The sequence below is a fragment of the Acinetobacter sp. ANC 4654 genome (genome assembly GCF_002135425.1).
In the GTDB taxonomy this organism is placed as follows: domain Bacteria; phylum Pseudomonadota; class Gammaproteobacteria; order Pseudomonadales; family Moraxellaceae; genus Acinetobacter; species Acinetobacter kyonggiensis.
The window spans coordinates 1-23,662 of sequence record NZ_NEGL01000004.1 but is presented as its reverse complement, the minus strand read 5'-3'; the positions used below and the strand labels follow the sequence as shown (position 1 = coordinate 23,662).

Sequence of the window (23,662 nt, the reverse complement as noted above, 5' to 3'; positions counted from 1 at the left end):
GTTGCTCCTTAACCGTAGAATTTTTTGTTGTTAGCAGCCATGTCACGCAACATTTGTGGCGCTTCATAAGCTTTACCTAAGTGTGCATATTTGTCGCAAAGTGCTACGTATTCAGCTACACCCGTTTGGTCGATGTAACGGCATGGACCACCACGGAATGGAGGGAAACCAACACCCATAATCATCGCCATATCTGCTTCAGAAGCAGTCGCTACAATGTTGTCTTCTAGGCAACGAACAGTTTCGTTACAGAAAGTCAGCATCATACGATCAATGATTTCTTGTGCATCAAACTCGTGTTTTTCAGTGGTCGCCATAGATGCAACAAGCTCATACGCTGTTGGATCAACTTTTTTGGCTTTCTTGCCTTTACGATCAAGTTCGTACTTGTAGAAACCAACGTCATTCTTTTGACCAAGACGTTTGTTTTCGTACATGATTTCAATCGCGCCTTTGTAGTCAGGCTTCATGCGGTCAGGGAAACCTTCCGCCATGACTTCAGCACCATGAACACCTGTATCAATACCGACAACGTCAATAAGATAAGCAGGACCCATTGGCCAGCCGAATTTTTCCATGACTTTGTCGACTTGTTGGAAGTCAGCACCATCTTTAAGAAGAAAGTCAAACGCACCAAAGTAAGGGAACAATACACGGTTCACAAGGAAGCCCGGGCAGTCATTGACTACGATTGGTGTTTTACCCATTTTTTGAGCAAGAACCACAGTCGTCGCGATTGCTTCATCAGAAGTCTTCTCACCACGGATCACTTCAACCAAAGGCATCATGTGAACTGGGTTAAAGAAGTGCATACCGACAAAGTTTTCAGGACGTTGTAGGCTTTCTGCCAAACGTGTAATTGAAATCGTCGAAGTATTTGATGCAATGATGGTGTTTTCACGCACTGATTTTTCAGTGTCCGCAAGCACAGCAGCTTTGATTTTTGGATTTTCAGTTACTGCTTCAATCACGATATCCACTTCTTTAAACTCATCTAAGCTTAAAGTTGGACGAATGCGCGCAAGGGTTTCACCCATTTTTGCAGCAGTCATTTTTTTGCGTTCAACTTGTTTGGTCAACAGTTTGTTCGCTTCAGACATACCCAGTGCAAGTTGTGGATTACCAATGTCTTTCATGATGATTGGTGTGCCTTTGCTTGCCGCTTGGTAAGCAATACCGCCACCCATAATACCCGCGCCCAATACAGCCGCTTGGTTTACAGGATGCGCACCTTTCTCATGTTTTTTCGAGGTTTTTTTCACAATTTGGTCATTGATGAATAAACCAATCAATGCACCTGCTTGTGGTGTTACCGCAGCTTTAGCGAAACCTTCAGCTTCAATTTTTAAGGCTTCGTTACGTGGAAGGCTTGCACCTGCTTGTAAAGAATCCAATAATAATTTTGGCGCTGGGTATTGAGCTGGGTTTGCTTTTGCAAGCACCATACCTTTAGAAGAGTTAAACGCCATCATTTGTTCGATTGGGCTTAACTTCACAGGGTCTAGTTTTTCTTGGCGTTTTGCTTTCCAGTCTACGCGACCAGCAAGCGCTTGTTTAACCAAGTCAATTGCAGCATCTTTAAGTTTGTCCGCAGCAACAACTGCATCAACCGCACCATCTTTCAGTGCAGCAGCAGGTTTTTTAGGATTAGCCATCGCCATCCATTCAACTGCATTGTCAATACCAATGACACGGCTTAAACGAACCGTACCACCGAAACCAGGGTAGATCCCGAGTTTGATTTCAGGCAGACCGACTTGAGCGGCATCAGACATGACACGGTAGTCACATACTAAGCACATTTCAAAACCACCGCCCAATGCCATACCATTGATTGCAGCAACTTTAGGAAGCTCTAAATCTTCAAAAGCATTGAAGATGTCGTGAACAGGCATTGCCCAATCCACAATTGCTTTTTCGCCCTGAGCAAAGTTTTCACCAAATTCAGTGATGTCTGCACCCACGATAAATGTTGATTTACCGCTGGTCACAATTAAACCTTTAACGTCGCTATTGGCTTTTACAGCATTAATAGCGGCTTTAAAATCTTCAATGGTTGCACGGTTAAATTTGTTGACCGACTCACCTTGTAAGTCAAAGCGGAATTCTGCAATTCCGTCCGAAAGCATTTGGACGGTAATGGCATTGCCAGCGTGGATCATGCCTGATCTCCTTTATTTTGGAGGACTTCTTAAGTTGATGTTTTGAAGTATGGACGCAGTTTTCACGTACATTAAACTTCGCTAATCTTACGATAACTATATCTAAAAAGAACATAACAAGTTGTATCAAGCCGTGACGCAAGGGTCATCAATTTTTTTTCAATAATCCCATATGTTTAACAGTTCATTTTTGGATATATTTTATTGCAATGTTATAAAACTTTTGTTTCAGTTCACATTTTTTACTTTTTAAGCTTATTTTATATTGGGTAATTGAATCTAATTTCAAGCTATTTTTATCTTGATTTTTAGTCAAAAAAGTCAATTGCTCTTTAAACGGGCATGGCGTGATGCATGTTTCGCTGTAGGAGCAAGCTTAGTGTGCATGTATTTTCTAGATTGCAATTTAAAGAAAAAGTTTAAATCCATAAAATAAATAGGTCTTTATATGTTTCATCGACTTTGCTTTGTGTAAGATATAAGCCTAACCAAGGAAGCCCTATGCAAAAGTTTCGTTCAAAAATAGATTGGTGGATTTTAGCTTTTTTTATTGCGATGTCTGGTCTGTTGCTACAGTTGGTGTTGACCATGTATGCAAAGGGGACACTCAGTCAAAACCTATTATTTGCGGTGGTCTATGCGTTAACCATTGTGTTGATTTGGTGGCCGGTACTGAATACCCGATATGTGATTGATAAAGACACATTGGTCATCACCTGTTTATTTTTAAAATGGCGCATCCCACTCTCCAGTATTCAAAAAGTGACAAAAACAGATTTTTCCATTTCATCGCCAGCGTTGTCTTTAGATCGCTTGCGGATTGATTATTTAAAAGATGGGCAAACAAAATTTATTTTGCTTTCACCGCGAAATAAAGAGGCTTTTTGCCAAGCGCTTAATGTCACGCTGCAATAATTTTTATTTCACTTCAATAAAAATAGATTGACCGATTTAAAGCTTGAAAAAGCCTGTAAAAGCATCACATCATGTCATGTCTATTTAGATTATAGGTTTGTCGTGAACGAAAACGCACGTGACAATATTGAAAAGATTTTAGCCCATATGACGACCTTGCCCGGTGTTTATCGCATGCTCGGCAAAGACGGTGAGTTGCTGTATGTCGGCAAAGCAAAAAATCTGAAAAACCGCGTGTCGAGCTATTTTGTAAAAACCATCGAACATCCCAAAACACAGGCGTTGGTGGCACGTATTTATGACATTGAAACGCTGATTGTTCGTTCGGAAACTGAAGCCTTATTGCTTGAACAAAATCTGATTAAGTTGCATCGACCACCGTACAATATTATGTTGCGCGATGATAAATCCTACGTTTATATTTTTATCTCCAGTGACAAGCCATATCCACGAATTGCCAGTGGGCGGGGTAAGGGCAAACATCAGCAAGGTAAATTTTTTGGACCCTATCCAAGTGCCTATAATGCCCGTGATACCTTGTTGATTTTACAAAAACTCTTTAACGTGCGCCAATGTGAAAATAGCTATTTTTCCCAGCGTAAACGTCCATGTTTGCAGTATCAAATTAAACGCTGTACCGCGCCATGTGTGGGTTTGATTTCGCCAGAAGATTATCAGCAAGATGTCCAAAATTCGATTCGCTTTTTACAAGGTGATACCAAAGAACTCAATCAAGAGTGGATTGCCAAAATGGAAGCTGCTGCTGAAGCTTTGGAGTTTGAAAAAGCAGTATTTTACCGTGATCGTATGGCATTGCTACGCGATGTGCAGTCACAACAAGCGATTTATACAGTCAAAGGGGAAGCCGATATTTTGGCGATTGCCTATCATGCAGGGGTAACCTGTGTGCAGATTATGTATGTTCGCAACGGTAAAATGTTGGGCGGAAAAAGTTATTTCCCCGATATGTTGGGCGATGATTTAGGACAAATGTTATCGGACTTTATGGCGAACTTTTATTTTCAGGTGGCAGATGAAGTTCCCAATGAGTTGATTATCAATACCGAATTGCCAAACAGCAAAGAATTAGAACAGGCGCTGCAACAAGAATTTTCCAAGAAAGTGCAGATTAAGCACAAGGTACGCGAAACCCGTGCCGAGTGGCTTGAGCTGGCCAATATGAATGTTCAACATGCCATCAAAGGACAACTGGCCAACCATTTTGAATTGAATGAACGCTTTCATCAGCTTGAGCAAGTGGTGGGGCGACCGATTGACCGAATTGAATGCTTTGATATCTCGCATACTATGGGCGAAGCCACGATTGCCTCTTGTGTGGTGTTTGATACTGGCGGTGCGCGAAAACGTGATTATCGTCAATTTTCCATCGAAGATATTACTGGCGGTGATGATTATGCTGCCATGCGCCAAGCACTGACACGGCGTTATAAAAAAGCCATGTTGCCTGATTTACTCTTGATTGATGGTGGTAAAGGTCAATTGCACATGGCCATGCAAGTGATGCAAGAACTTGGATTAGATGCATTTATGGTGGGGGTGTCTAAAGGCGAAGGGCGCAAACCAGGATTGGAAACCTTACATTTCACCGATGGCACAAAAATTCAATTAGCAGAAGACCACAAAGCGCTGCATTTGATTCAACAGGTGCGCGATGAAGCCCATCGTTTTGCCATTACCAAACATCGTGCCAAACGTGATAAAAAACGTGGTGGTTCAGTCTTGGAAGCCATTCCGGGATTAGGGCCGAAACGTCGCCGTGATTTATTGACTCATTTTGGTGGCATTCAAGGCGTGCTGAAAGCTTCAGAAAAAGAACTCATGCTGGTATCTGGACTGGGTGAAGTGATGGCCAGAACCATTTATAAAATTTTGCATGAAGCCATTTAGGGCAGATTAGCAAAAATGCTCACTGACGCATGAGTCATTGATCATTCACAACACTACAAAATCAGTGAAAGATAGCGTAAAGCAAAAACGATAGAGGACGAAGCATGTCATTGCGCCAATTATTCACAGAAATTGAACAGGATGAGTGGGTCAATATTCCGCAAGGTTGGCTACAAGGGCGCACCATTTATGGTGGTTTAGTGGCAGGGATGATGATGCAAAAGGCTTTGGTGATCATCGCTGATCCAGCAAAACGCTTACTCAGTACCAGTGTTACGTTTGTCGGTCCAGTGCAAGAACGTAAGGCACGACTTACGGCTGAAATTTTAAGACAAGGCAAGTCAGTCACCACCATTGAAGTGCGTTTATGGCAAGATGATGCGGTACAAAGTATTTTAATTGCCAGTTTTGGTACACAGCGTGAATCAAGCATTCAAGTAAAACAAGAGCGAACAGCGCCCATCTATCCAGAGCCACAAAGCCTCGCTAAACTTCCTCAGCAGGCCGCGATGCCACAGTGTTATCAACAATTTGATGTGTGCTGGGCAGAAGGCAATTATCCTTGTACTGCCAGTGCTAAACCTGACTTTGGTGGCTGGTTCCGTTTTAATCCAGCGCAGCATGAAAATGATCACTTGACGGTTGCAGAATTGATGACCTTACTGGATATCTGGCCACCAGGGGTATTACCGATGTTTCAAACACTAGCACCTGCCAGTTCCCTGACATGGCATGTGACTTATGTTCATCCAGTACAGCACCAATTATACGATTGGTTTAAATATAAAGTATTTACTGACTATGCATCAGAAGGTTATTCCACCGAATATGCACATCTGTGGGATGCAGAAAATAGATTGATTGCAATTTCTAGGCAGACAGTTACCGTGTTTGCCTAGTGACACTGTATAGCAATTCGTATAAAGTGAGTCTGAATTAACGATGAATCAATTCTCAGAATATGTGTGGTTTTTCATCGTACATAAAGGGGAACATTGGCGGTGTCTATGACTACAGGTCGAATCCTGAATATTCCAAATATCTTGACTTTGGCGCGTATAGCTTTAATACCCGTTTTTTTATTGGTGGCTTATTGGCCACCAATAATCGGTGCTGCTGAGCAAGACAGTAACATGACTCGTCACATGATTTTAACGGCTATTTTTGTGGTTGCTGCTATAACAGATTGGTTCGACGGGTATTTGGCGCGTTCACTCAATCAAACTTCCGCATTTGGTCGTTTTCTTGACCCTGTGGCAGATAAGCTGATGGTCGCAGCCGCACTGATTGTTTTGGTGCAATGGCAACCCAGTATTTCGATGGCATTTGCCGCGATTGTGATTATTTCACGTGAAATCACGGTTTCTGCTTTACGTGAATGGATGGCCGAACTGGGTGCACGTACCAGTGTTGCGGTATCGACTGTGGGTAAATATAAAACAGCTTTTCAGATGATTGCAATTTCAGTGTTCTTGTTGAATTGGCAACCGCTTGAAACCTTAGCTTATCTTTTGCTCTATACCGCTGTAATTCTAACTTTGTGGTCAATGTTTATTTATTTAAAAGCCGCGTGGCCTTACCTTAAACAGCCTTAAGTTGCGCTTGAAGAATTCAGTCAAAACGCCTCTATGAAGGCGTTTTTTTATTTCAATGGATTGATTTTAAAAATCATCAACAAAAATGTGAGACAAAAAAAATCCTAGATTTTGGGGGAAACCTAGGATTGAAATCGAAAATACTTGTATTTTTATAAGATGTTTAACCATCTTCTTGGGATTGAGTATAAGAGAATGAGTTTCTAGAATCATGTAGGTTATTGTGTTGTAATGTATCGTTTTATTTAAAAATGTATTTTCGGTTTACAGTTATTTCTAAATGTTAAAAAATGACTGAAACATCGCTATGCTTTTCGGGTTCTAACCAGTGAGCTGTTACGCTTAAAAACAAAATTTGGTGCAAATAGAGAGCAAAAAAGCCCCATTGAAATGGAGCTTTTTATTAAAGCGGTATGAACATTGCTTTAAGTCTTCAGCACTTTATGAATCAAAGCCAGTGCACCGTGCTAGTCTGACAGAAAATAAGGCTGTACCTTATTTTTCGGCAGTCCAACCTTCAGCTTTTTCCACAGACTCATCATTGCTAAAGAATTTTTCACGTTGTTCTTCTAAAAACTTCTTCGCATCGGCTTCAAACACATTTAAACGCTTTTCATTGATTAACGTCGTTTGGTGCTTTAGCCATTCTTGCCAAGCTTGTTTAGATACAGTTTCAAAAAATTCTTGACCTTTTGCACCCGGAAAAGGTGCAAAGTCTAAGCCTTCCATTTCTGTTTGATATTTACGGCAAAAAACCTGTCGAGACATCTCTCATTCTTCCTTAAGCGTAAAGTTTTTCTAAGCGAGTATAAGCACGTGCAATCGCAGCTTCTACTTGAGCAGGTGCAGTCCCGCCAATGTGATTACGTGCATTGACAGAAGCTTCGAGCGTGAGGGCTTTTTCAAAAACATCTTCAGAAATTAAATCTGAGAATTGTTGTAATTGTTCAAGCGTAAGTTCAGATAAATCTTTAGACTCTTGAACACCCAGTGCGACCGCTTTACCGACAATTTCATGGGCATCACGAAATGCCACGCCATTCTTAACCAAATAATCGGCCAGATCGGTTGCAGTTGAGAAACCACGCAGTGCAGCTTCACGCATAATTTCAATGTTAGGCACCAGTGCAGGAATCATGTCTGCAAATGCCATCAGTGAACCACGAACGGTATCAATGGCATCAAATAACGGTTCTTTATCTTCTTGATTGTCTTTGTTATACGCCAAAGGCTGACCTTTCATCAGGGTTAAAAGACTCATTAAGTCGCCATAGACGCGACCCGTTTTACCCCGAATGAGTTCTGGAACATCTGGATTTTTCTTCTGCGGCATAATCGAAGAACCCGTGCAGAAACGGTCAGGAATATTGACAAATTTGAACTGTGCAGAAGTCCAAAGAATCATTTCTTCCGACATACGCGACAAGTGCATCATAATAAGCGATGCAGCAGCATTGAATTCAATGCCAAAGTCACGATCAGAAACCGCATCCAGCGAGTTTTCACACACTGCTTCAAAACCTAACAGTTCTGCGGTGTATTCACGCTCAATTGGATACGTTGTGCCTGCAAGCGCAGCAGAACCTAAAGGTAAGCGATTGACACGTTTACGACAGTCAATCAAACGCTCAGAGTCACGCACTAACATTTCAAACCATGCCATTAAGTGATGACCAAAAGTCACAGGCTGTGCTGTTTGTAAATGCGTGAAGCCCGGCATAATGGTTTGGGTGTTTTTAGCCGCTAAGCCCAAGATCCCTGTTTGTAGTTTTTCAAGTAATTTTAAAATCGCATCAATTTCGTCACGTACGTATAAACGAATATCTGTTGCGACTTGGTCATTACGGCTACGACCAGTATGTAATTTTTTACCTGTGATCCCAATACGTTGAGTCAAACGCGACTCAATGTTCATGTGTACATCTTCTAGGTCAATACGCCATTCAAAGTTACCCGCTTCAATGTCTGCTTGAATTGCCGTTAAGCCGGTGATGATGTCGTCACGTTCTTGCTCAGTCAGTACGCCCACTTTTGCGAGCATAGTTGCATGTGCAATAGAACCTGCAATATCTTGTTTATAAAAGCGTTGGTCAAATTGTACAGATGCTGTAAATTCAGCAACAAAAGCGTCAGTAGCTTCAGAGAAACGACCGCCCCACATACCCGAAGTTTGGGTTTGTGACGGATTTGAGGAATTAGAAGATGTGGTCATGTCGGCTCAATAAGATAAAAAGCATTAGAACTAAGAACAGTATAACAAATTCAGGTTCACTTGCCGAAGGACAAGATGACCAAACTTTTGCTCATACAAAGGGAAATAAGACATACGCCTATTTTTTTACCAAAATCGGGCGTTGGCAACATTTAATCGAATTATTTATTGCCAGTAATATTTTGGCGATGATTTTAGCTTTAGCAGAAGCGCAATCATGGGGCGCTTTAAGTGTAGACCGATTGCTGCAATATATGTTGTTTATCAATTGGATTTTACTGTGTTTTGTCGCATTGATTGAACGATTTCAGCAAAAATTTCAGCATTTAAGTTTTGCACAAGCGTTATGTACTGGCTTTATTCTGTTGCAAGTTATTTTGTTGCTGACCACTATTGCACTCAATGGCTTGATTTATTTCGGACAAAATTTTCATCTACATCATTTAACGGCAGATATTTTATTTGATGGTGTGATGTTACATTTGAGCTATGGGGTGCTGATTGGGACATTTTGTTTTCGCTATTTGTATTTGCGCGAGCAATGGGCACGTCAACAAAATAGTGAACTCAATGCACGTGTTCAAGCCATGCAAGCCCGTATCCATCCACATTTTCTGTTTAACAGTCTAAATAGTGTGATTAGTTTAATTAGCATCGACCCCGATAAAGCGGAGCAAATGTTACTGAATTTATCACGGTTATTTCGTGCAAGTTTTCAAGAGCTTAAACTGGTCAGATTAAGAGATGAGATTGAACTGTGTCAGCGTTATTTAGCCATTGAACAGATTCGATTAGGTGATCGATTGCAAGTAGAATGGAAATATGATGAGGAAGTTCTCTTTTCTCATATACAAATTCCGTTATTAACTTTACAACCTTTAGTTGAAAATAGTATTTTTCATGGAGTTGAAAAATTCTTAACAAAGAGTACGATAAGTATATTGGTCGAAATATTGCAAAATCAAGTCAATATAGTCATTACTAACCCTTACACACAGGATAAAATAACATTACGACAAGGAAATGGAATTGCAGTTGATAATGTAAAACAGCGTTTACAAGCTTATTATGGACGCGGTGTGGTTTTTCAGACCTATGCTGGGAAGGGGATATTTACCACAGTTGTGCAATATCGATATAAATAAGAAATCATAGTTAACCTATAAAAAAAATGATGTTGACTGGGAAAGGAGGAGAAATGGACATCCTAATTTGTGATGATGAACCTCTCGCAGTAGAGCGCTTATCACGTTTAGTCACTCAACTAGGGCATCAAGTCGTTGCAACAGCCACACATGGTCAGCAGGCGCTTGATCTGGCTCAATTTCACGAGCCAGATGTGGTACTTTTAGATATTCAAATGCCTGAAATGGATGGCTTGAGTTGTGCACAGTATTTGCGTCAGCTTGATTTTATGCCCGCCATTATCTTTTGTACTGCTTATGATGAACATGCTTTAGATGCATTTAAATCACATGCAGAGGGCTACTTATTAAAACCCGTGATGCAGCAGGAATTGCAACAGGTTTTAGATCATTTAACAAAACTGACTCAAGCACAAATGAGCACGTTAAAACAAAAAGAAGATATGGACGAATTAAACATAAAACGCCATCAAATCGTGGCGAAAACCTACCGAGGTGTAGAGTTGGTTCCTGTGGAAAATATTTATTATTTTTTAGCAGATCAAAAATATGTAACGGTACGGCATAAGAATGGCAATTTACTGATTGATGAAACCTTAAAAGATTTAGAAAACGAATTTGGCGATCAATTTATTCGTATTCATCGAAATGCTTTGGTTTCAGTGCAGTTTTTGGATGGGCTTGAAGTGATTAGTTCAGGACAGTATCAAGTTCGTTGTCGTGAACTGGAGGAGCGTTTGGCCGTCAGCAGGCGTCATTTGCCGCATTTAAGAGAGCGAATTCAGAAAATGTAAAGCTGATGTTCATAATTTTGCTGACAACAAGTGCGCAAATTTACTTGCATTTTTAAGTCAGCACGTTAAGTTTAGAACAACGCACTTATTGACTGTTTCTAAAATTTATGAAAATTTTGAAGATTGCAACTCGACAAAGCCCGCTTGCCTTATGGCAAGCCGAACATATTCGTGCCCGTTTAGAGGCAATGCATGCTGATCTTCAAGTTGAGTTGGTGACCTTCGTAACGCAAGGTGACAAAATCTTAGATACGCCTTTGGCCAAAATTGGTGGCAAAGGTTTATTTGTGAAAGAGTTAGAAGAAGCCTTGCTCGATGGTCGTGCTGACCTAGCTGTTCATTCTATGAAAGATGTGCCTATGGCATTGCCTGAAGGATTAACGCTTGCTGTGATCTGTGAACGAGAAGATCCGTTGGATGCTTTTGTTTCAAATACATATCACAGTTTTGCTGAATTACCGCATGGGGCAAAAGTCGGTACTTCAAGTCTGCGTCGTAAATGCCAGATTTTAAAACAGCGCCCAGATCTTGAAATTGTTGACTTGCGCGGTAATGTGGGTACGCGTTTATCTAAATTAGATGCAGGTTTATACGATGCCATTATTTTGGCCAGTGCGGGTTTAAAGCGCCTCGGTTTAGCAGATCGTATTCGCCACACCCTACAAGTTGAGATTAGTTTACCTGCCGTTGGACAAGGTGCATTGGGCTTGGAATGTCGTGCAGCGGATCAAGCGGTATTGGATCTTATTTTGCCGCTGTTACATGATGAGACTGATATTTGTGTGCGTGCAGAACGTGCTTTCAATGCGTATTTGGAAGGCGGTTGCCAAGTACCCATCGCAGGCTATGCTTCTTTAAATCAAGGTCAGCTCCACATTGAAGGTCGTGTCGGTAGTGTTGATGGTGCAACTTTATTGAAAGTTACACTCAAGGGGACTCCTGAGCAAGCTGAACAGTTGGGTGAAACGCTGGCTCAGAAGTTACTTGAACAAGGCGCAGGCGATTTGCTTAAAGCGTTCTATTAAAATGTTGTTTATTAATACCCGTCCCCAAGATCGTGCCGAAAATTTGAGTCATGCATTACGCATGGCTCAAATTGAAGTGTTGGATTTACCTTTATTAGAATTGGTGGCCCAGCCTTGGTCAGACACCCTATCAGATCTTTATCAACGATTGCCTGCTACTCAGGTGATTGTTGTGGTCAGCCCAACAGCGGTTGAAATTGGGATGGCTTATTTAACCCAAGCTTCTTTATCACTTGAGGCTATTCAGCATATCCAGTGGATTGCCATCGGGGACACCACAGCGCAAGCTTTAGCTCAATATGGGATTACGGCAGAAGTTCCTTTGGTGGAAACATCAGAGGGGATGTTACAGCTGCCTATTTTACAAACCTTGAGTGCGGGGACGGGTATTGCTTTTTGGCGTGGTGAAGGCGGTCGTCTGTTTATGATGGATCATTTGAAACAGCAAGGCCTAGATATTCTCAATTTTGTGTTATATCAGCGCCGTTGCCCTATGTTGACCCAACAGAATTTCCCTCATTTATTGGCTAAATTGGCACAAGAAAAACAATATTATATGGTGGTGAGTAGTGAGGCGAGCTGGATCAATTGGATTGATCTTGTGCAAGCTGAAGATGAGATTATTACCAAAGGACATTATTTGGTTTTGGGGCAGCGCTTGTATCAAGTTGTTTCAGATTATAAAAAAAATCATCAAGCATGTTTTAATGTCACGCGATTATCTGATTTAAAAACAGATTCAATTTTGCAGCAGATTGCAGTTGTGCAAGGGAACACATGAAGAAAATTTTCATTTTATTACTCGTTTTAGGTCTGCTCTGGATTTTAAAATTAAGTTATGACGTATTTGAAATCACTGCACAACAGACAGAACTCACCAATAGTCTGCACCGTATTGAACAAAGCAATGCAAATTTAAATGATCAGCTGGTGGCTTTACAGCGTCATGTCAATGTTAAAGATGAATCAGGCAGTCCAAATCAACCTGATTTAACAACAATAGAATCTTCGAGTATAGATCCGATTTTTGTTGTGAAGCAGCAACTGGATTTAATTGAATTTATGTTGCAACAGCAAAAGTTTAATGATGCCCTAGATAAACTCATGCATCTCGATCGTAATTTAGAGCAATATGCTTTAGCACCGTCATTGAAGCAAAGTTTGCATCAGGTGATTCAGAAAGATCAACAAGCGATTCAGCAATTTGTTCGTGCTCGAGTTGCCCAGCAAGAAAAACTCGATGTGGTTATGCGTCAGCTTGATCAAGCATTAACACAAGAAATCAAGACGCCACAATTAAATGCCAGCCAACCACAAAAGAAATATTTTTGGCAGCGTTGGATTGTGATTGAACCTGCGAAACAACCCGCCGTGGCTTTAATGCAAAGACCCTTAATATTAAAAGAAGTGCAACTGCGATTATTACTTGCACAGCAAGCTTTGCAACAAGGTCAGTATGTGGAATATCAAAAATCGCTAGCGGAAATGATTGAACTACTGAATCAGATACCCGATCAGAAATCACGACAACTGATTCAAAATATCCAAAAAATAAAAGGATTTACGGTTATTCCTACGCCAATTTTAAATACGCGTGCATTATTGGGGTAAGAAATTAATGAAACAGGTTTTACTTGCATATGCTTTTATTAGTTTAATTATAATCGCAGTACTGAGCGTTTTAAGTTACGGTTATGGTGCAGGTTATGTCTATTTATATTGGCGTGAATGGCAAATTCAAACCAATATTTGGATCATTTTTATTTCTCTCGCTGTGCTGTCTTTAATGACGCAATTATTTTGGTTGTTTATTAAGCGTTATTTAACCCGAGAGCAACGTAAACTAGAAACTATTTTTAATTTTAAAAATTTGCATCCTTATGAGCAATTAGCGGTGGTTTGGTTATTAGAAGCTGCTCAAGACCAACATGCGTTTATTCAAGGTGTTTTTTCTCAATCTGGTTTATTAAAAGGGATTATTGATTCACGACTCTATTGGATGCAGCAACAATATCCACAAGCACTTGCACAATTAAATCAAACCAATGCCATGGCATTTGAATTGGCTGAAATTCAACGGATTGAAATTTACCTTGCGCAAAATGACAGTGAACAAGCCTTAACCCATCTTGAGTTTTTAAATCAGCATGAGCTTTCACCTTGGTTAAACGATGTAAAAAGTGCCTATGATTTACGTTTAACAGCGCTATGGGGAAAGTTTGCCCTTCAATTTCCATGGATTTATTTGCGTTCGACTAAATATGGACATTTGGGCACCGAAACCAAACAAGCATGGTTACAACAGTTATTACTTGATTTTGATCAAGCGGATATGGAAAGTTTACAAAATTTACAACAGCGTTATTTAGACTTGGCAGATCAAATTTATAATCGAAATTATGAGATAAAGACGTTATGGTTGAAAGTATTATCTCGTATGCCRGAATTTACTGGGCAACATGAAGATTTGGCATTACATTTATTAGATGAACAATTTAATCAAGACGTTTTTTATTTATGGTTCCAACAACAATTATTAAAGCAAAACCCTGATTATTTAAAGGTTGAGCAGCGAATTGAATATTGGGAAAATAAATATCCTTCTTTACCTGTATTTTCCTTTGCGAAATGGCATATCTATACGGCGACAGCACGAGAAGAAGAAGCGAATAAAATGCTTGAATTATATCCAGATAACGTAATGATGAATTATTTACGGGTGAAGTCTACCTTAAAAGGTCAGGATGATTTGATCAAACAGTTAAATTTAATATTTGAAAATAATGCAAATTTTGTAGAAATTAAAATATAGCGAGTAGATTTAATGTTAATGCTGTCAGATTATCCCATTGTTCATATACAGTCAGTCGCATGGGGTGATATGGATGCTTTTGGTCATGTAAATAATGTGCTGTATTATCGTTATATGGAAAGTGCTCGCATTCGTTATATGGATGAACTTAATATTTTTCAACATGATGTTTATACAGTGGTTGCATCAAATCAGTGCAAATATATTCGTCCAGTCTTTTATCCAGATCAACTTAAAATTGGTGCACGTGTAGAAGAAATGCGTAATAGTGCGCTTCGAATGAGTTATTTATTATGGAGCGAGCAGCAGCAGGCTATTGTTGCATTAGGCGAAGCGGTGATGGTTTGTGTGGATAAAGAGAATATGCTTAAACTGCCTATTCCTGAAATAATTCGGCAGAAAGTGACAAAAATTGAATTAATGGTTAATCATCAAATTTAAAAATATTTAGAAATGTAGTCATTAAAATATAGAAGTATGGAATCTGTTTAAATATTGTTGATAATTTAAATTTTTATATTGTATATCTTGGGCAATAAAAATATTATGTCGGCGTTGTATAAATAAATATAAAATCTAGTTGGAGTTAATATGATGCCAGACATTAGTAATTTATCGGTTGAAGAGTTAAAACATTTACAGGTTGAAGCGGAAGCATTAATTGCTTCTAAAAAAGATCAAGCGATTGAAGATGCTTATCAGCAAATTTTAGCCATTGCAGATAAAGTTGGTTTGACGATTGAGCAGCTTTTAGAGTTTGGTGCAACTAAACGCAAGAAAAGTACCCGTAAGTCTGTCGAGCCACGTTATCGTAGCAAACAGAATCCTGTTGATACTTGGACGGGTCGTGGTAAACAACCGCGTTGGTTGGTTGCTGAATTAGAAAATGGTGCAAAATTGGAAGACTTTCTAATCTAATTGCAAAATTCATAAGAATGTCATCCAAGCGGATTAGACTGAAAAAACCAAGCATTTATGCTTGGTTTTTTTATATCTTAGAATTGGCGTTGTGGAAAAAGTATGCATAATGTGTGTAGAAAGATAATATAGTGACTCAAGGAAGAATAATCGATATGTTGGTCGTGCTGGGATGATAAAAAAACCCAAATATATGGCGTGGTGGATCTTTGCTATCCTCGTTTTTTTTATTTTTGTATTACTCCAAATACCAGCGGCTTGGCTCATTTCAAAATTTTATAAAAACAACCAAGTCTTGCAAAATGTAAGTGGTAATATTTGGCAAGGGCAAGCAGATTGGCATCAAGGTAATTTACGAGGATCGTTGAGTTGGAAAACACGACCATTGGATCTGTTTTTGTTGCGTTTAGGGGCACAGCTAGAAGTCCATAGTGGGCATACACAACTGGATGGTGTGGTCGGTTATGGTTTTGGCAAAAAAATAACCATTCATGATTTGAATGGACAAATTGCACCTGAAACTTTGAAAAACATAGTGGATTGGCAGTGGCCGACCAATACCATTCAACTGCAAAATATTGAATTTAATTTTAACCAACAGCAGGGTTTTACACAGGCTGACGGTCAGTTGCAATGGGCGGGTGGTGAGCTGATTTATAGCTATGCTCAGCGTCAAGATCGAATGAATATACCGTCATTGAAAGGAAAGCTATCAGATGAAAACAATAAACTGATGTTTGATATTCGTGATCAGCGCGATCAAAAGCTAATGGCATTGGCCGTTGATCAAAACTTGATGTTGGATGTGCAATTGACGCAGCGTTTATTGATGAATATTCCTTCGTATGAAGGGAAAGCAGGTTTAGACACTTATGTCATTAGTTCGAGACAGCCTTTATTTAAAGGTGGTTTCTAATGAGTGAGTGGATTGAAAAAATTCAACAATTAAATTGGAAGCAGGCCGGTCGGGCAGCTCCAATACTTTTACTTTTGCTTATTTTATATTTGTGCTGGAAATTGGCGAGTATTTTTTGGTTGCTTGTTGCGCCGCCTCAGGTGATGCAAGTCGAACGTATTGCCTTGGGTTCACAACAAGCTCAAGTCCCGAATATTGCTTCATTTGCATTATTTCAAGAAGTGGGTGCAACAGCGGCTGCCGATGAAAGCATCAATCTGGTTTTGCAAGGTGTGATGGTGGGTTACCCAAGTCAGTTTTCCTCTGCGGTGATTAAGATGAATGAAGTGGCAGATCGCTATCGGGTGGGGGAAAACATCGCCAACACCTCTTACCAACTTGCGCAAGTGTATTGGGATCGAGTGCTGTTGCGCCAAAATAATGGCACAACCCGAGAGTTAAAGTTTAAAGGCATTGAAAATGGCTTGGATCAATCGATTGTTCAGCCTGTAGAGAATCCATCATCTTCTTTTAATAATCAAGCGACGCAAATGCCGCAGAGTCAGGAACAGAATGCATTAGGACAAGCAGTACAAAAAATACAGCAAGATCGGGAACAATATTTAAAAGATATGGGGGTGAATGCTGGGGGTGAGGGCTATGAAGTGACTTCAAGAACACCTACAGCATTACGCAGCAAACTGGGTTTGCAACCAGGTGATCGGATTATGTCTTTAAATGGGCAGGCTGTCGGTCAGGGGCAAAGTGATGCCCAATTGCTAGAACAGGCTCGACGTGAAGGTCAAGTTAAAATAGAAATAAAGCGTGGTGATCAGGTGATGACCATACAACAGAGTTTTTAAGTGATGCATCGTCACATTATAGGATTAGGAAGCACGAAATTTTATGGCTTTATTTAATCATCATCGTTCAGTTTGGGCTTTATTCGCTGCTGCACCGCTTATGGCTATGGTGAGCACGGCAAGCTATGCACAAACATGGAAAATTAATTTACGTGACGCTGATTTAACAGCATTTATTAATGAAGTTGCCGATATTACAGGGAAAAACTTTGCTGTTGATCCGCGTGTACGTGGCAATGTGACGGTCATTTCCAATAAGCCTTTAAATAAAGCGGAAGTATATGACTTATTTTTAGGGGTTTTGAATGTCAATGGTGTTGTGGCCGTTCCTTCAGGCAATACCATCAAACTTGTTCCCGATAGCAATGTGAAAGGCTCAGGTATTCCATACGATGCCAAACAACGTGCAACGGGTGATCAAATTGTCACTCGGGTCATTTGGCTTGAAAACACCAATCCCAACGATTTAATTCCAGCATTGCGCCCTTTAATGCCGCAGTTTGCGCATATGTCTGCGGTGGCCGGCACCAATGCACTGATTGTTTCCGACCGTGCCAGTAATATTTATCAGATTGAAACGATCATTCGTAATTTGGATGGAACTGGGCAAAACGATATTGAGGCCGTCACGCTGCAATCGAGTCAGGCGGAAGAAATGATTGGTTTGCTGGAGTCCATGAGTTCCACAGGTGCGGCAAGAGACTTAAAAGGCTCCCGTATCCGAATTGTTGCCGATACGCGAACCAATCGTATTGTGTTAAAAGGTGATACGGCAACGCGTAAGCGCATTCGTCAGATGATTGAAATGTTGGATGTGCCTACGGCAGATCGTTTGGGTGGATTAAAAGTCTTTCGTTTAAAATACGCCAGTGCAAAAAATCTGGCTGAAATTTTACAAGGCTTAGTGACTGGTCAGGCGGTTACCAGTTCATCAAATTCCAATACTTCATCGTCTTCGAACAATAATAATGCGACGAACTATTCAGGCAGTAGTAGCTCGAATAGTTCAAGCGGTGGTTCATCCAGTATTGCCACGCCAAGTATTAATTTGGGGGGTGGATCGAACAGCAATAATCAAAATTCAATCACCAGTTTTAATGCCAATGGGGTCAGTATTATTGCTGACGATAGTCAAAATGCTTTGGTGGTGAAAGCAGATCCACAGTTCATGCGTGAAATCGAATCGGCCATTCAGCAACTGGATATACGTCGTCAACAAGTCCTGATTGAAGCTGCGATTATTGAGGTCGAAGGCAGTGATGCCGATCAACTGGGTGTGCAGTGGGCATTGGGGGACTTAAATAGTGGTATTGGCTTAATCAATTTTAGCAATGTGGGAGCGAGTATAGCTCAGCTTGCAGCGGGTTATGTGACGAGTGGGGCATCGGGTGCTGCATCCAAGTTGGGTACAGGAACATCGCTGATTCTGGGTGATTATAAAGAAGGTGCTGACGGCTCACGTAAATTATACGGTGCACTCATTCAGGCATTAAAGAGTAAAACCAAGTCTAATTTACTCTCTACGCCTTCTATTGTAACGATGGATAATGAAGAAGCTTATATCGTGGTGGGGCAGAATGTGCCTTTTGTCACGGGATCAGTCAGTACGACGGGTGGTACAGCCAATCCTTACACATCAATTGAACGTAAAGATGTCGGGGTGACGCTGAAAGTTGTGCCACATATTGGTGCCGATGGTACGGTGCGTTTAGAGGTGGAACAAGAAGTTTCAGCTGTGCAGCCAAAAGGCGAAGCTCAGGATTTAATTACCAGTAAACGTGCCATTAAAACTTCAATTTTAGCTGAACATGGTCAAACCATTGTATTGGGCGGTCTGATTTCTGATAACTCCATTTACAGTCGTCAGTCGGTGCCAGGATTGGGTGCTCTTCCTGGTATTGGTCGTTTATTCCGTGCCGATGCAAAATCTAATGAAAAACGTAATCTGTTGGTGTTTATCCATCCGACGATTGTGGGTGATAGTCAAGATGTGAATCGTTTGTCGCAGCAGCGCTATAGCCAATTATATAGTTTACAGTTAGCGATGGATCAGGATGGTACTTTTGCCAAGTTACCAGAAAATATGGATGATCTTTATCAACAACGGCTTCCTGTAACGCCTTCAGCACCGAAAGTACCAGATTATCAAGCCGTACCTTCGGCTGCTCAGCAGTCTTCGAGTGCTATTGTAACGACACCCGTTGCGATTGAGCCGATGGTGCAAAGACAAGCTATTCAGGCACCCAGTTCAACGGTTAAAAAAACCAAAAATATAGTGACTACAACCACGGTTCGATCAGGTTCTTAATAGCGTTTGTAAAGAATCGAAGATTTGCCGTGATATGATGAAAAAAAATCGCAAAGAGAAGTGCATTTCATGACTTGGAAAATACAAGCAATTACCAGTGAATTGACAGGACAAGAAATTGACATTGACCGTGATATGGTGGTCGGTCGTCATCAGAGCGCAGATATTGTATTGCAAGCCGCAGAAATTTCACGCAAGCATGCAGCATTTTTGCTAAAAGACCAAGCTTTATGGGTGCAAGATTTAAACTCATCGAATGGTTCATTCGTGAATGATTTACGTATTGAACATGAAACCTTGTTGAAAGAAGGTGACATTGTACAATTTGCCAGTTTGAAATTCTCAGTACTTGCACCTGCACAACAGATTGTCGCTGTAACAATGGAGTCAACTGAGGTTGTGTCTGACCCTATAGTTACGCAACCCGAAGTGATTCCTGCGACTGAGCAACCTTCAGAAGCGGTTGCTGTGTCTGAAACTGAAGCAGCACAGGTTGAAGATGTACCTAAAACAGTGGCGCAGCAAATGAATGAGCAAGGTATGCCGAGCTTAACCGAGCGGGATCGCGAAGTTCAAGTCAGTCGAGACGGTATGCCACAACAGGTTGCTATACCCAAGCCTGCACCGATTCCGCAAGGTATCGATGTTCAGGCACAGCCTGAACCGCAACCGATTGCAATTGAACAGCCGGTTTCACGGGTTGAACAAGTCAAAGAAGAGCAAAAAAATGCATCGATTGGCTTAATATCTATTATTGCATTGATTATTCTTGCAATCATTGCATGGTTATTATTTAAATAAGCCGTGTCAAATAATAATGAAGGCATGCACTCGCATGCCTTCATTATTTGGGTTGATGTTTCTGTGTGAAATAAATGGAGAGGGATGAGATGTCGGTAGCACAATTGGCAAGTCGTGAGCTTATTTTGTTTGACTTAGATGGCACTTTGGTGGATTCCGCATTCGATTTATATCGAGCCATGAATATGAGCCTAAATGCTTTGCAACTGCCTAGCGTGACTGAGGCACAGGTGCGAACATGGATTGGTAAGGGAACCGCACTGTTTTGTCAGAGCACTCTGCAACATTTAACTGGTCAAGTCGATCCTACTCAACATCAGCAATTATTAGAAACCTTTTTAAACATTTATAATGCCGAACCCTGTGTCGATACCCAGCCTTTTAATGGGGTGATTGATTTTTTAGAATGGGGTTTAAATCACAACAAGCAAATGGTCTGTGTCACCAATAAACCAGAACAGCCTGCACGGATGATTGTTGAAAGCTTGGGCTTAACGCAGTATTTTGTGGATGTGATTGGTGGTGATCGTTTTGAGGAGCGTAAACCACACCCGCGTCAGTTGCTGTTTTGTGTGGATCAATATGGAGTCACTGCGGCAGAAACACTGATGATTGGTGATTCAAGCAATGATGTAGAGGCAGCACGACGTGCAGGGGTTGATTGTATTGTGGTGAGCTATGGCTATAATCATGGTGAAGATATTTATGATTGCCAACCACAGCAAGTGGTCGATGATTTAACAGAATTGCTCGCGAAATAATTTAAAATAAGGATATTGGAATGAGAAATTGTATGGTTTTTCGATGGCGAGACTAAGTCAGATAACACGAAAACGAACTTAAATACGCCCATATCGAAAACATAGAGAATACTCATGACAACGCAAACTCAATTCGACCAGTTAGCATCAGCTGGCTATAACCTTATTCCTGTTTACCGTCAGCGCTTAGCGGATACTGAAACCCCACTTTCAGTTTTTGCACGTTTTAAAGATCATCAGCAAGCTTATTTATTTGAATCGGTTGAGGGTGGGGAGAATTGGGCACGCTATTCGATTATTGGTTTAGGTGAATCGACGGTTTTTTCCTGTAATCAAGGGGTGCTCACCATTCAACAGGCGGATGGTTCGCTTGAGACGCAAGCATGTAGCGACCCATTTCAATATATTCGTGCTTTCCAAGCTCAGTTTCATGTGCCTACACAACAAGATTTACCTGCCTTACCAAGTTTTACAGGTGGGCTTGTCGGTTACTTTGGCTATGATGCGGTACGTTATATTGAGCCGCGTTTAACCAATGTTCCAGCAGCTGACCCCGTTGGATTGCCAGATATTTGGATGATGCTGTCTAAAACTGTGATTGTGTTTGACAACTTAAAAGACACTTTATTTTTAATTGTGCATGCAGATGTCAATGATCCAGAGGCTTATGCTAAAGCACAACAGCAACTTGATCAGTTGGAAGCACTGTTGGCAACACCGATTAGTCTGCAAGCCCAAAAGCATACGGCACCCCATTTCGAGTCATTGACAGGTAAAGCCAAGTATTTGGAATCGATTGAAACCGTCAAAGAATACATCCGTGCGGGTGATGTGATGCAGGTGGTTCCGGGGCATCGTATGGTGTCCAATTTTGATGGCGAGGCTTTGCAGGTCTATCGTGCGCTACGCCATTTAAATCCATCGCCTTATTTATTTTTGGTGCAAGGACAAACCTTAGACAACAAAAAACCCTTTCATATCGTTGGATCTTCTCCAGAGATTTTATCGCGTTTGGAGAATGGCATTGCAACGGTACGTCCATTGGCTGGAACGCGTCCACGAGGCAAGACCAAAGAAGAAGATTTGGCATTGGAAAAAGATTTGCTTTCCGATGAAAAAGAAATTGCAGAGCATTTAATGCTGATTGATCTGGGCCGAAATGATGTTGGTCGGGTATCAAAAATTGGCAAAGTGCAAGTCACAGATCAAATGGTGATCGAGCGTTATTCACATGTGATGCATATTGTGTCGAATGTACAAGGTGAAGTTCGCGATGATGTCGATGCGCTTGATGTTTTTAAGGCGACATTTCCTGCGGGCACATTGTCTGGTGCGCCAAAAATTCGTGCGATGGAAATTATTGATGAAGTTGAACCAGTAAAACGCGGCGTTTTTGGTGGTGCAGTGGGGTATTTAGGTTGGCATGGTGAAATGGATATGTCGATTGCCATTCGTACCTGTGTAATTCGTGAAAATAAGGTCTATGTTCAGGCAGGAGCGGGGCTCGTTGTCGATTCAAATCCTGAATCTGAATGGAATGAAACGCAAATAAAAGCGCGTGCAGTGATCAAAGCGGTTGAATTATCATCAAATGGTTTGATTTTATGAGTTTTTGAGGTTTTTTTTGAAAAAAACACTTGCAAGGATTCAGAGTTTTGCTAAACTGCACACCGTTCCGATACGAAACGTACGAAACACTAAGAAACGCCGGCATAGCTCAGTTGGTAGAGCAACTGACTTGTAATCAGTAGGTCCACAGTTCGAATCCGTGTGCCGGCACCATCTTAATGTCAAGGATGTAAGTAAAAAGAATAACACTGATAGTAAGTGTAAAATGGTGAGGTTCCCGAGCGGTCAAAGGGGGCGGACTGTAACTCCGCTACGAAAGTTTCGAAGGTTCGAATCCTTCCCTCACCACCAATTTTAAGACTTCAAAAAGTGGATGTGCCAACATCGTGCGGGAGTAGCTCAGTTGGTAGAGCGGCAGCCTTCCAAGCTGCATGTCGCGAGTTCGACCCTCGTCTCCCGCTCCATTGAAGCGAAAATTTGCTCTTATAGCTCAGTGGTAGAGCACTCCCTTGGTAAGGGAGAGGTCTCCAGTTCAAATCTGGATAAGAGCTCCAGATATACAGTTTAGTGACTTGTTCACACAGTTTTCCCAAAGCAGGCTTTTTAGTCTGCTTTTTAAGTATTAGGTGTCTAATTTTTTAGACGATAGGTCGATGCTGAGTTGTTTAAAACCGTGTTCGACGTAAACGAGGAAGATCATCATGGCTAAAGCTAAGTTTGAACGTAATAAGCCACACGTAAACGTGGGCACAATTGGTCACGTTGACCATGGTAAAACAACTTTAACTGCTGCGATTGCAACAATTTGTGCAAAAAACTACGGCGGTGAAGCTAAAGACTACGCAGCAATTGACTCTGCACCAGAAGAAAAAGCACGTGGTATTACTATTAATACTTCACACGTAGAATACGATTCTCCAGTTCGTCACTACGCTCACGTAGACTGTCCAGGTCACGCCGATTATGTTAAAAACATGAT

Annotated in this window: 22 protein-coding genes and 4 tRNA genes; 23 read left to right on the top strand and 3 right to left on the bottom strand. The window is 41.0% G+C overall.

Going from position 1 to position 23,662, the window contains the following annotated elements; all coding sequences use genetic code 11:
- Positions 1-8: 8 nt before the first annotated feature.
- Positions 9-2,162, bottom strand: a complete 2,154-nt coding sequence (fadB, locus tag B9T24_RS07780; RefSeq protein ID WP_086165258.1) for a fatty acid oxidation complex subunit alpha FadB — start codon at positions 2,160-2,162, stop codon at positions 9-11.
- Positions 2,163-2,663: 501 nt separating this feature from the next.
- Between fadB and B9T24_RS07775 the strand changes: the two genes are divergently transcribed.
- The 4 genes from B9T24_RS07775 (at position 2,664) to pgsA (ending at position 6,580) form a co-directional block, all read left to right on the top strand.
- Positions 2,664-3,077, top strand: coding sequence for a PH domain-containing protein (locus B9T24_RS07775; RefSeq protein WP_086165257.1), 414 nt, complete (start codon positions 2,664-2,666; stop codon positions 3,075-3,077).
- A 102-nt stretch (positions 3,078-3,179) separates the two neighbouring features.
- Entirely contained in the window at positions 3,180-4,985 is a 1,806-nt protein-coding gene (uvrC, locus tag B9T24_RS07770; RefSeq protein WP_086165256.1) for an excinuclease ABC subunit UvrC, read from the top strand.
- 104 nt (positions 4,986-5,089) lie between these two features.
- Complete coding sequence (locus B9T24_RS07765) at positions 5,090-5,884, top strand: thioesterase family protein (RefSeq protein ID WP_086165255.1); 795 nt, start codon at positions 5,090-5,092, stop codon at positions 5,882-5,884.
- A 108-nt stretch (positions 5,885-5,992) separates the two neighbouring features.
- Positions 5,993-6,580 (top strand): CDP-diacylglycerol--glycerol-3-phosphate 3-phosphatidyltransferase, encoded by a 588-nt coding sequence (gene pgsA, locus B9T24_RS07760; protein ID WP_004650677.1) that lies wholly within the window; start codon positions 5,993-5,995, stop codon positions 6,578-6,580.
- 495 nt (positions 6,581-7,075) lie between these two features.
- Here the strand turns inward: pgsA and B9T24_RS07755 are convergent, their stop codons facing one another.
- Together B9T24_RS07755 and argH are read right to left on the bottom strand one after the other, a co-directional pair.
- The gene (locus B9T24_RS07755) at positions 7,076-7,348 is read right to left on the bottom strand and encodes an oxidative damage protection protein (RefSeq protein ID WP_004650676.1); all 273 of its coding nucleotides are present in this window, start codon (positions 7,346-7,348) and stop codon (positions 7,076-7,078) included.
- Positions 7,349-7,361: 13 nt separating this feature from the next.
- Positions 7,362-8,792, bottom strand: a complete 1,431-nt coding sequence (gene argH / locus B9T24_RS07750) for an argininosuccinate lyase (protein WP_086165254.1) — start codon at positions 8,790-8,792, stop codon at positions 7,362-7,364.
- Here argH and B9T24_RS07745 point away from each other — a divergent pair.
- The 19 genes from B9T24_RS07745 to B9T24_RS07655 form a co-directional block, all read left to right on the top strand.
- Positions 8,783-9,937 (top strand): sensor histidine kinase, encoded by a 1,155-nt coding sequence (locus B9T24_RS07745; protein ID WP_086165253.1) that lies wholly within the window; start codon positions 8,783-8,785, stop codon positions 9,935-9,937. The genes argH and B9T24_RS07745 overlap by 10 nt on opposite strands.
- 53 nt (positions 9,938-9,990) lie before the next feature.
- A complete protein-coding gene (locus B9T24_RS07740) occupies positions 9,991-10,731 on the top strand; it encodes a LytR/AlgR family response regulator transcription factor (RefSeq protein ID WP_086165252.1) in 741 nt (246 codons plus the stop codon).
- A 107-nt stretch (positions 10,732-10,838) separates the two neighbouring features.
- Positions 10,839-11,756 (top strand): hydroxymethylbilane synthase, encoded by a 918-nt coding sequence (gene hemC, locus B9T24_RS07735; protein ID WP_086165251.1) that lies wholly within the window; start codon positions 10,839-10,841, stop codon positions 11,754-11,756.
- A 1-nt stretch (position 11,757) separates the two neighbouring features.
- Positions 11,758-12,537: a uroporphyrinogen-III synthase gene (locus B9T24_RS07730; RefSeq protein WP_086165250.1), complete on the top strand. Its 780-nt coding sequence runs from the start codon at positions 11,758-11,760 to the stop codon at positions 12,535-12,537.
- Entirely contained in the window at positions 12,534-13,367 is an 834-nt protein-coding gene (locus B9T24_RS07725; protein ID WP_086165249.1) for a hypothetical protein, read from the top strand. Before B9T24_RS07730 ends, B9T24_RS07725 begins: the two co-directional genes overlap by 4 nt.
- Before the next feature lie 7 nt (positions 13,368-13,374).
- Positions 13,375-14,568 carry a hypothetical protein gene (locus tag B9T24_RS07720; protein WP_086165248.1) on the top strand — a complete coding sequence of 398 codons (1,194 nt, stop codon included), beginning with the start codon at positions 13,375-13,377 and terminating at the stop codon, positions 14,566-14,568.
- Between the two features lie 12 nt (positions 14,569-14,580).
- Positions 14,581-15,009: an acyl-CoA thioesterase gene (locus B9T24_RS07715; protein WP_086165247.1), complete on the top strand. Its 429-nt coding sequence runs from the start codon at positions 14,581-14,583 to the stop codon at positions 15,007-15,009.
- Positions 15,010-15,159: 150 nt separating this feature from the next.
- Positions 15,160-15,486, top strand: coding sequence for an H-NS family nucleoid-associated regulatory protein (locus B9T24_RS07710; RefSeq protein ID WP_004650666.1), 327 nt, complete (start codon positions 15,160-15,162; stop codon positions 15,484-15,486).
- Positions 15,487-15,658: 172 nt separating this feature from the next.
- Positions 15,659-16,402: a type II secretion system protein N gene (gene gspN / locus B9T24_RS07705; protein ID WP_086165246.1), complete on the top strand. Its 744-nt coding sequence runs from the start codon at positions 15,659-15,661 to the stop codon at positions 16,400-16,402.
- Complete coding sequence (locus B9T24_RS07700; protein ID WP_086165245.1) at positions 16,402-17,244, top strand: type II secretion system protein N; 843 nt, start codon at positions 16,402-16,404, stop codon at positions 17,242-17,244. Before gspN ends, B9T24_RS07700 begins: the two co-directional genes overlap by 1 nt.
- Before the next feature lie 43 nt (positions 17,245-17,287).
- Positions 17,288-19,552 carry a type II secretion system secretin GspD gene (gene gspD / locus B9T24_RS07695; protein ID WP_086165244.1) on the top strand — a complete coding sequence of 755 codons (2,265 nt, stop codon included), beginning with the start codon at positions 17,288-17,290 and terminating at the stop codon, positions 19,550-19,552.
- Between the two features lie 69 nt (positions 19,553-19,621).
- A complete protein-coding gene (locus tag B9T24_RS07690; RefSeq protein WP_086165243.1) occupies positions 19,622-20,353 on the top strand; it encodes an FHA domain-containing protein in 732 nt (243 codons plus the stop codon).
- An 89-nt stretch (positions 20,354-20,442) separates the two neighbouring features.
- Positions 20,443-21,114 (top strand): phosphoglycolate phosphatase, encoded by a 672-nt coding sequence (locus B9T24_RS07685; RefSeq protein ID WP_086165242.1) that lies wholly within the window; start codon positions 20,443-20,445, stop codon positions 21,112-21,114.
- A gap of 114 nt (positions 21,115-21,228) precedes the next feature.
- Entirely contained in the window at positions 21,229-22,722 is a 1,494-nt protein-coding gene (gene trpE / locus B9T24_RS07680; RefSeq protein WP_086165241.1) for an anthranilate synthase component I, read from the top strand.
- A gap of 98 nt (positions 22,723-22,820) precedes the next feature.
- Positions 22,821-22,896, top strand: a tRNA-Thr gene (locus tag B9T24_RS07675).
- Between the two features lie 54 nt (positions 22,897-22,950).
- Positions 22,951-23,034 (top strand) — tRNA-Tyr (locus tag B9T24_RS07670).
- Between the two features lie 37 nt (positions 23,035-23,071).
- A tRNA-Gly gene (locus B9T24_RS07665) sits at positions 23,072-23,147 on the top strand.
- A gap of 15 nt (positions 23,148-23,162) precedes the next feature.
- A tRNA-Thr gene (locus tag B9T24_RS07660) sits at positions 23,163-23,237 on the top strand.
- Between the two features lie 147 nt (positions 23,238-23,384).
- Positions 23,385-23,662 (top strand): GTP-binding protein (locus B9T24_RS07655; protein WP_228145696.1); only part of this gene is annotated, 278 nt, incomplete at its 3' end.

Bases quoted from the DNA above. Each gene is read 5' to 3' on its own strand.
- B9T24_RS07755 (WP_004650676.1), bottom strand. From the start codon at position 7,348: ATGTCTCGACAGGTTTTTTGCCGTAAATATCAAACAGAAATGGAAGGC.
- hemC (WP_086165251.1), top strand. From the start codon at position 10,839: ATGAAAATTTTGAAGATTGCAACTCGACAAAGCCCGCTTGCCTTATGG.
- B9T24_RS07685 (WP_086165242.1), top strand. From the start codon at position 20,443: ATGTCGGTAGCACAATTGGCAAGTCGTGAGCTTATTTTGTTTGACTTA.
- B9T24_RS07775 (WP_086165257.1), top strand. From the start codon at position 2,664: ATGCAAAAGTTTCGTTCAAAAATAGATTGGTGGATTTTAGCTTTTTTT.
- B9T24_RS07700 (WP_086165245.1), top strand. From the start codon at position 16,402: ATGAGTGAGTGGATTGAAAAAATTCAACAATTAAATTGGAAGCAGGCC.
- B9T24_RS07725 (WP_086165249.1), top strand. From the start codon at position 12,534: ATGAAGAAAATTTTCATTTTATTACTCGTTTTAGGTCTGCTCTGGATT.
- B9T24_RS07690 (WP_086165243.1), top strand. From the start codon at position 19,622: ATGACTTGGAAAATACAAGCAATTACCAGTGAATTGACAGGACAAGAA.
- gspN (WP_086165246.1), top strand. From the start codon at position 15,659: ATGATAAAAAAACCCAAATATATGGCGTGGTGGATCTTTGCTATCCTC.
- B9T24_RS07745 (WP_086165253.1), top strand. From the start codon at position 8,783: ATGTGGTCATGTCGGCTCAATAAGATAAAAAGCATTAGAACTAAGAAC.
- B9T24_RS07715 (WP_086165247.1), top strand. From the start codon at position 14,581: ATGTTAATGCTGTCAGATTATCCCATTGTTCATATACAGTCAGTCGCA.
- trpE (WP_086165241.1), top strand. From the start codon at position 21,229: ATGACAACGCAAACTCAATTCGACCAGTTAGCATCAGCTGGCTATAAC.
- fadB (WP_086165258.1), bottom strand. From the start codon at position 2,162: ATGATCCACGCTGGCAATGCCATTACCGTCCAAATGCTTTCGGACGGA.
- B9T24_RS07710 (WP_004650666.1), top strand. From the start codon at position 15,160: ATGATGCCAGACATTAGTAATTTATCGGTTGAAGAGTTAAAACATTTA.
- argH (WP_086165254.1), bottom strand. From the start codon at position 8,792: ATGACCACATCTTCTAATTCCTCAAATCCGTCACAAACCCAAACTTCG.
- gspD (WP_086165244.1), top strand. From the start codon at position 17,288: ATGGCTTTATTTAATCATCATCGTTCAGTTTGGGCTTTATTCGCTGCT.
- B9T24_RS07765 (WP_086165255.1), top strand. From the start codon at position 5,090: ATGTCATTGCGCCAATTATTCACAGAAATTGAACAGGATGAGTGGGTC.
- B9T24_RS07730 (WP_086165250.1), top strand. From the start codon at position 11,758: ATGTTGTTTATTAATACCCGTCCCCAAGATCGTGCCGAAAATTTGAGT.
- pgsA (WP_004650677.1), top strand. From the start codon at position 5,993: ATGACTACAGGTCGAATCCTGAATATTCCAAATATCTTGACTTTGGCG.
- B9T24_RS07740 (WP_086165252.1), top strand. From the start codon at position 9,991: ATGGACATCCTAATTTGTGATGATGAACCTCTCGCAGTAGAGCGCTTA.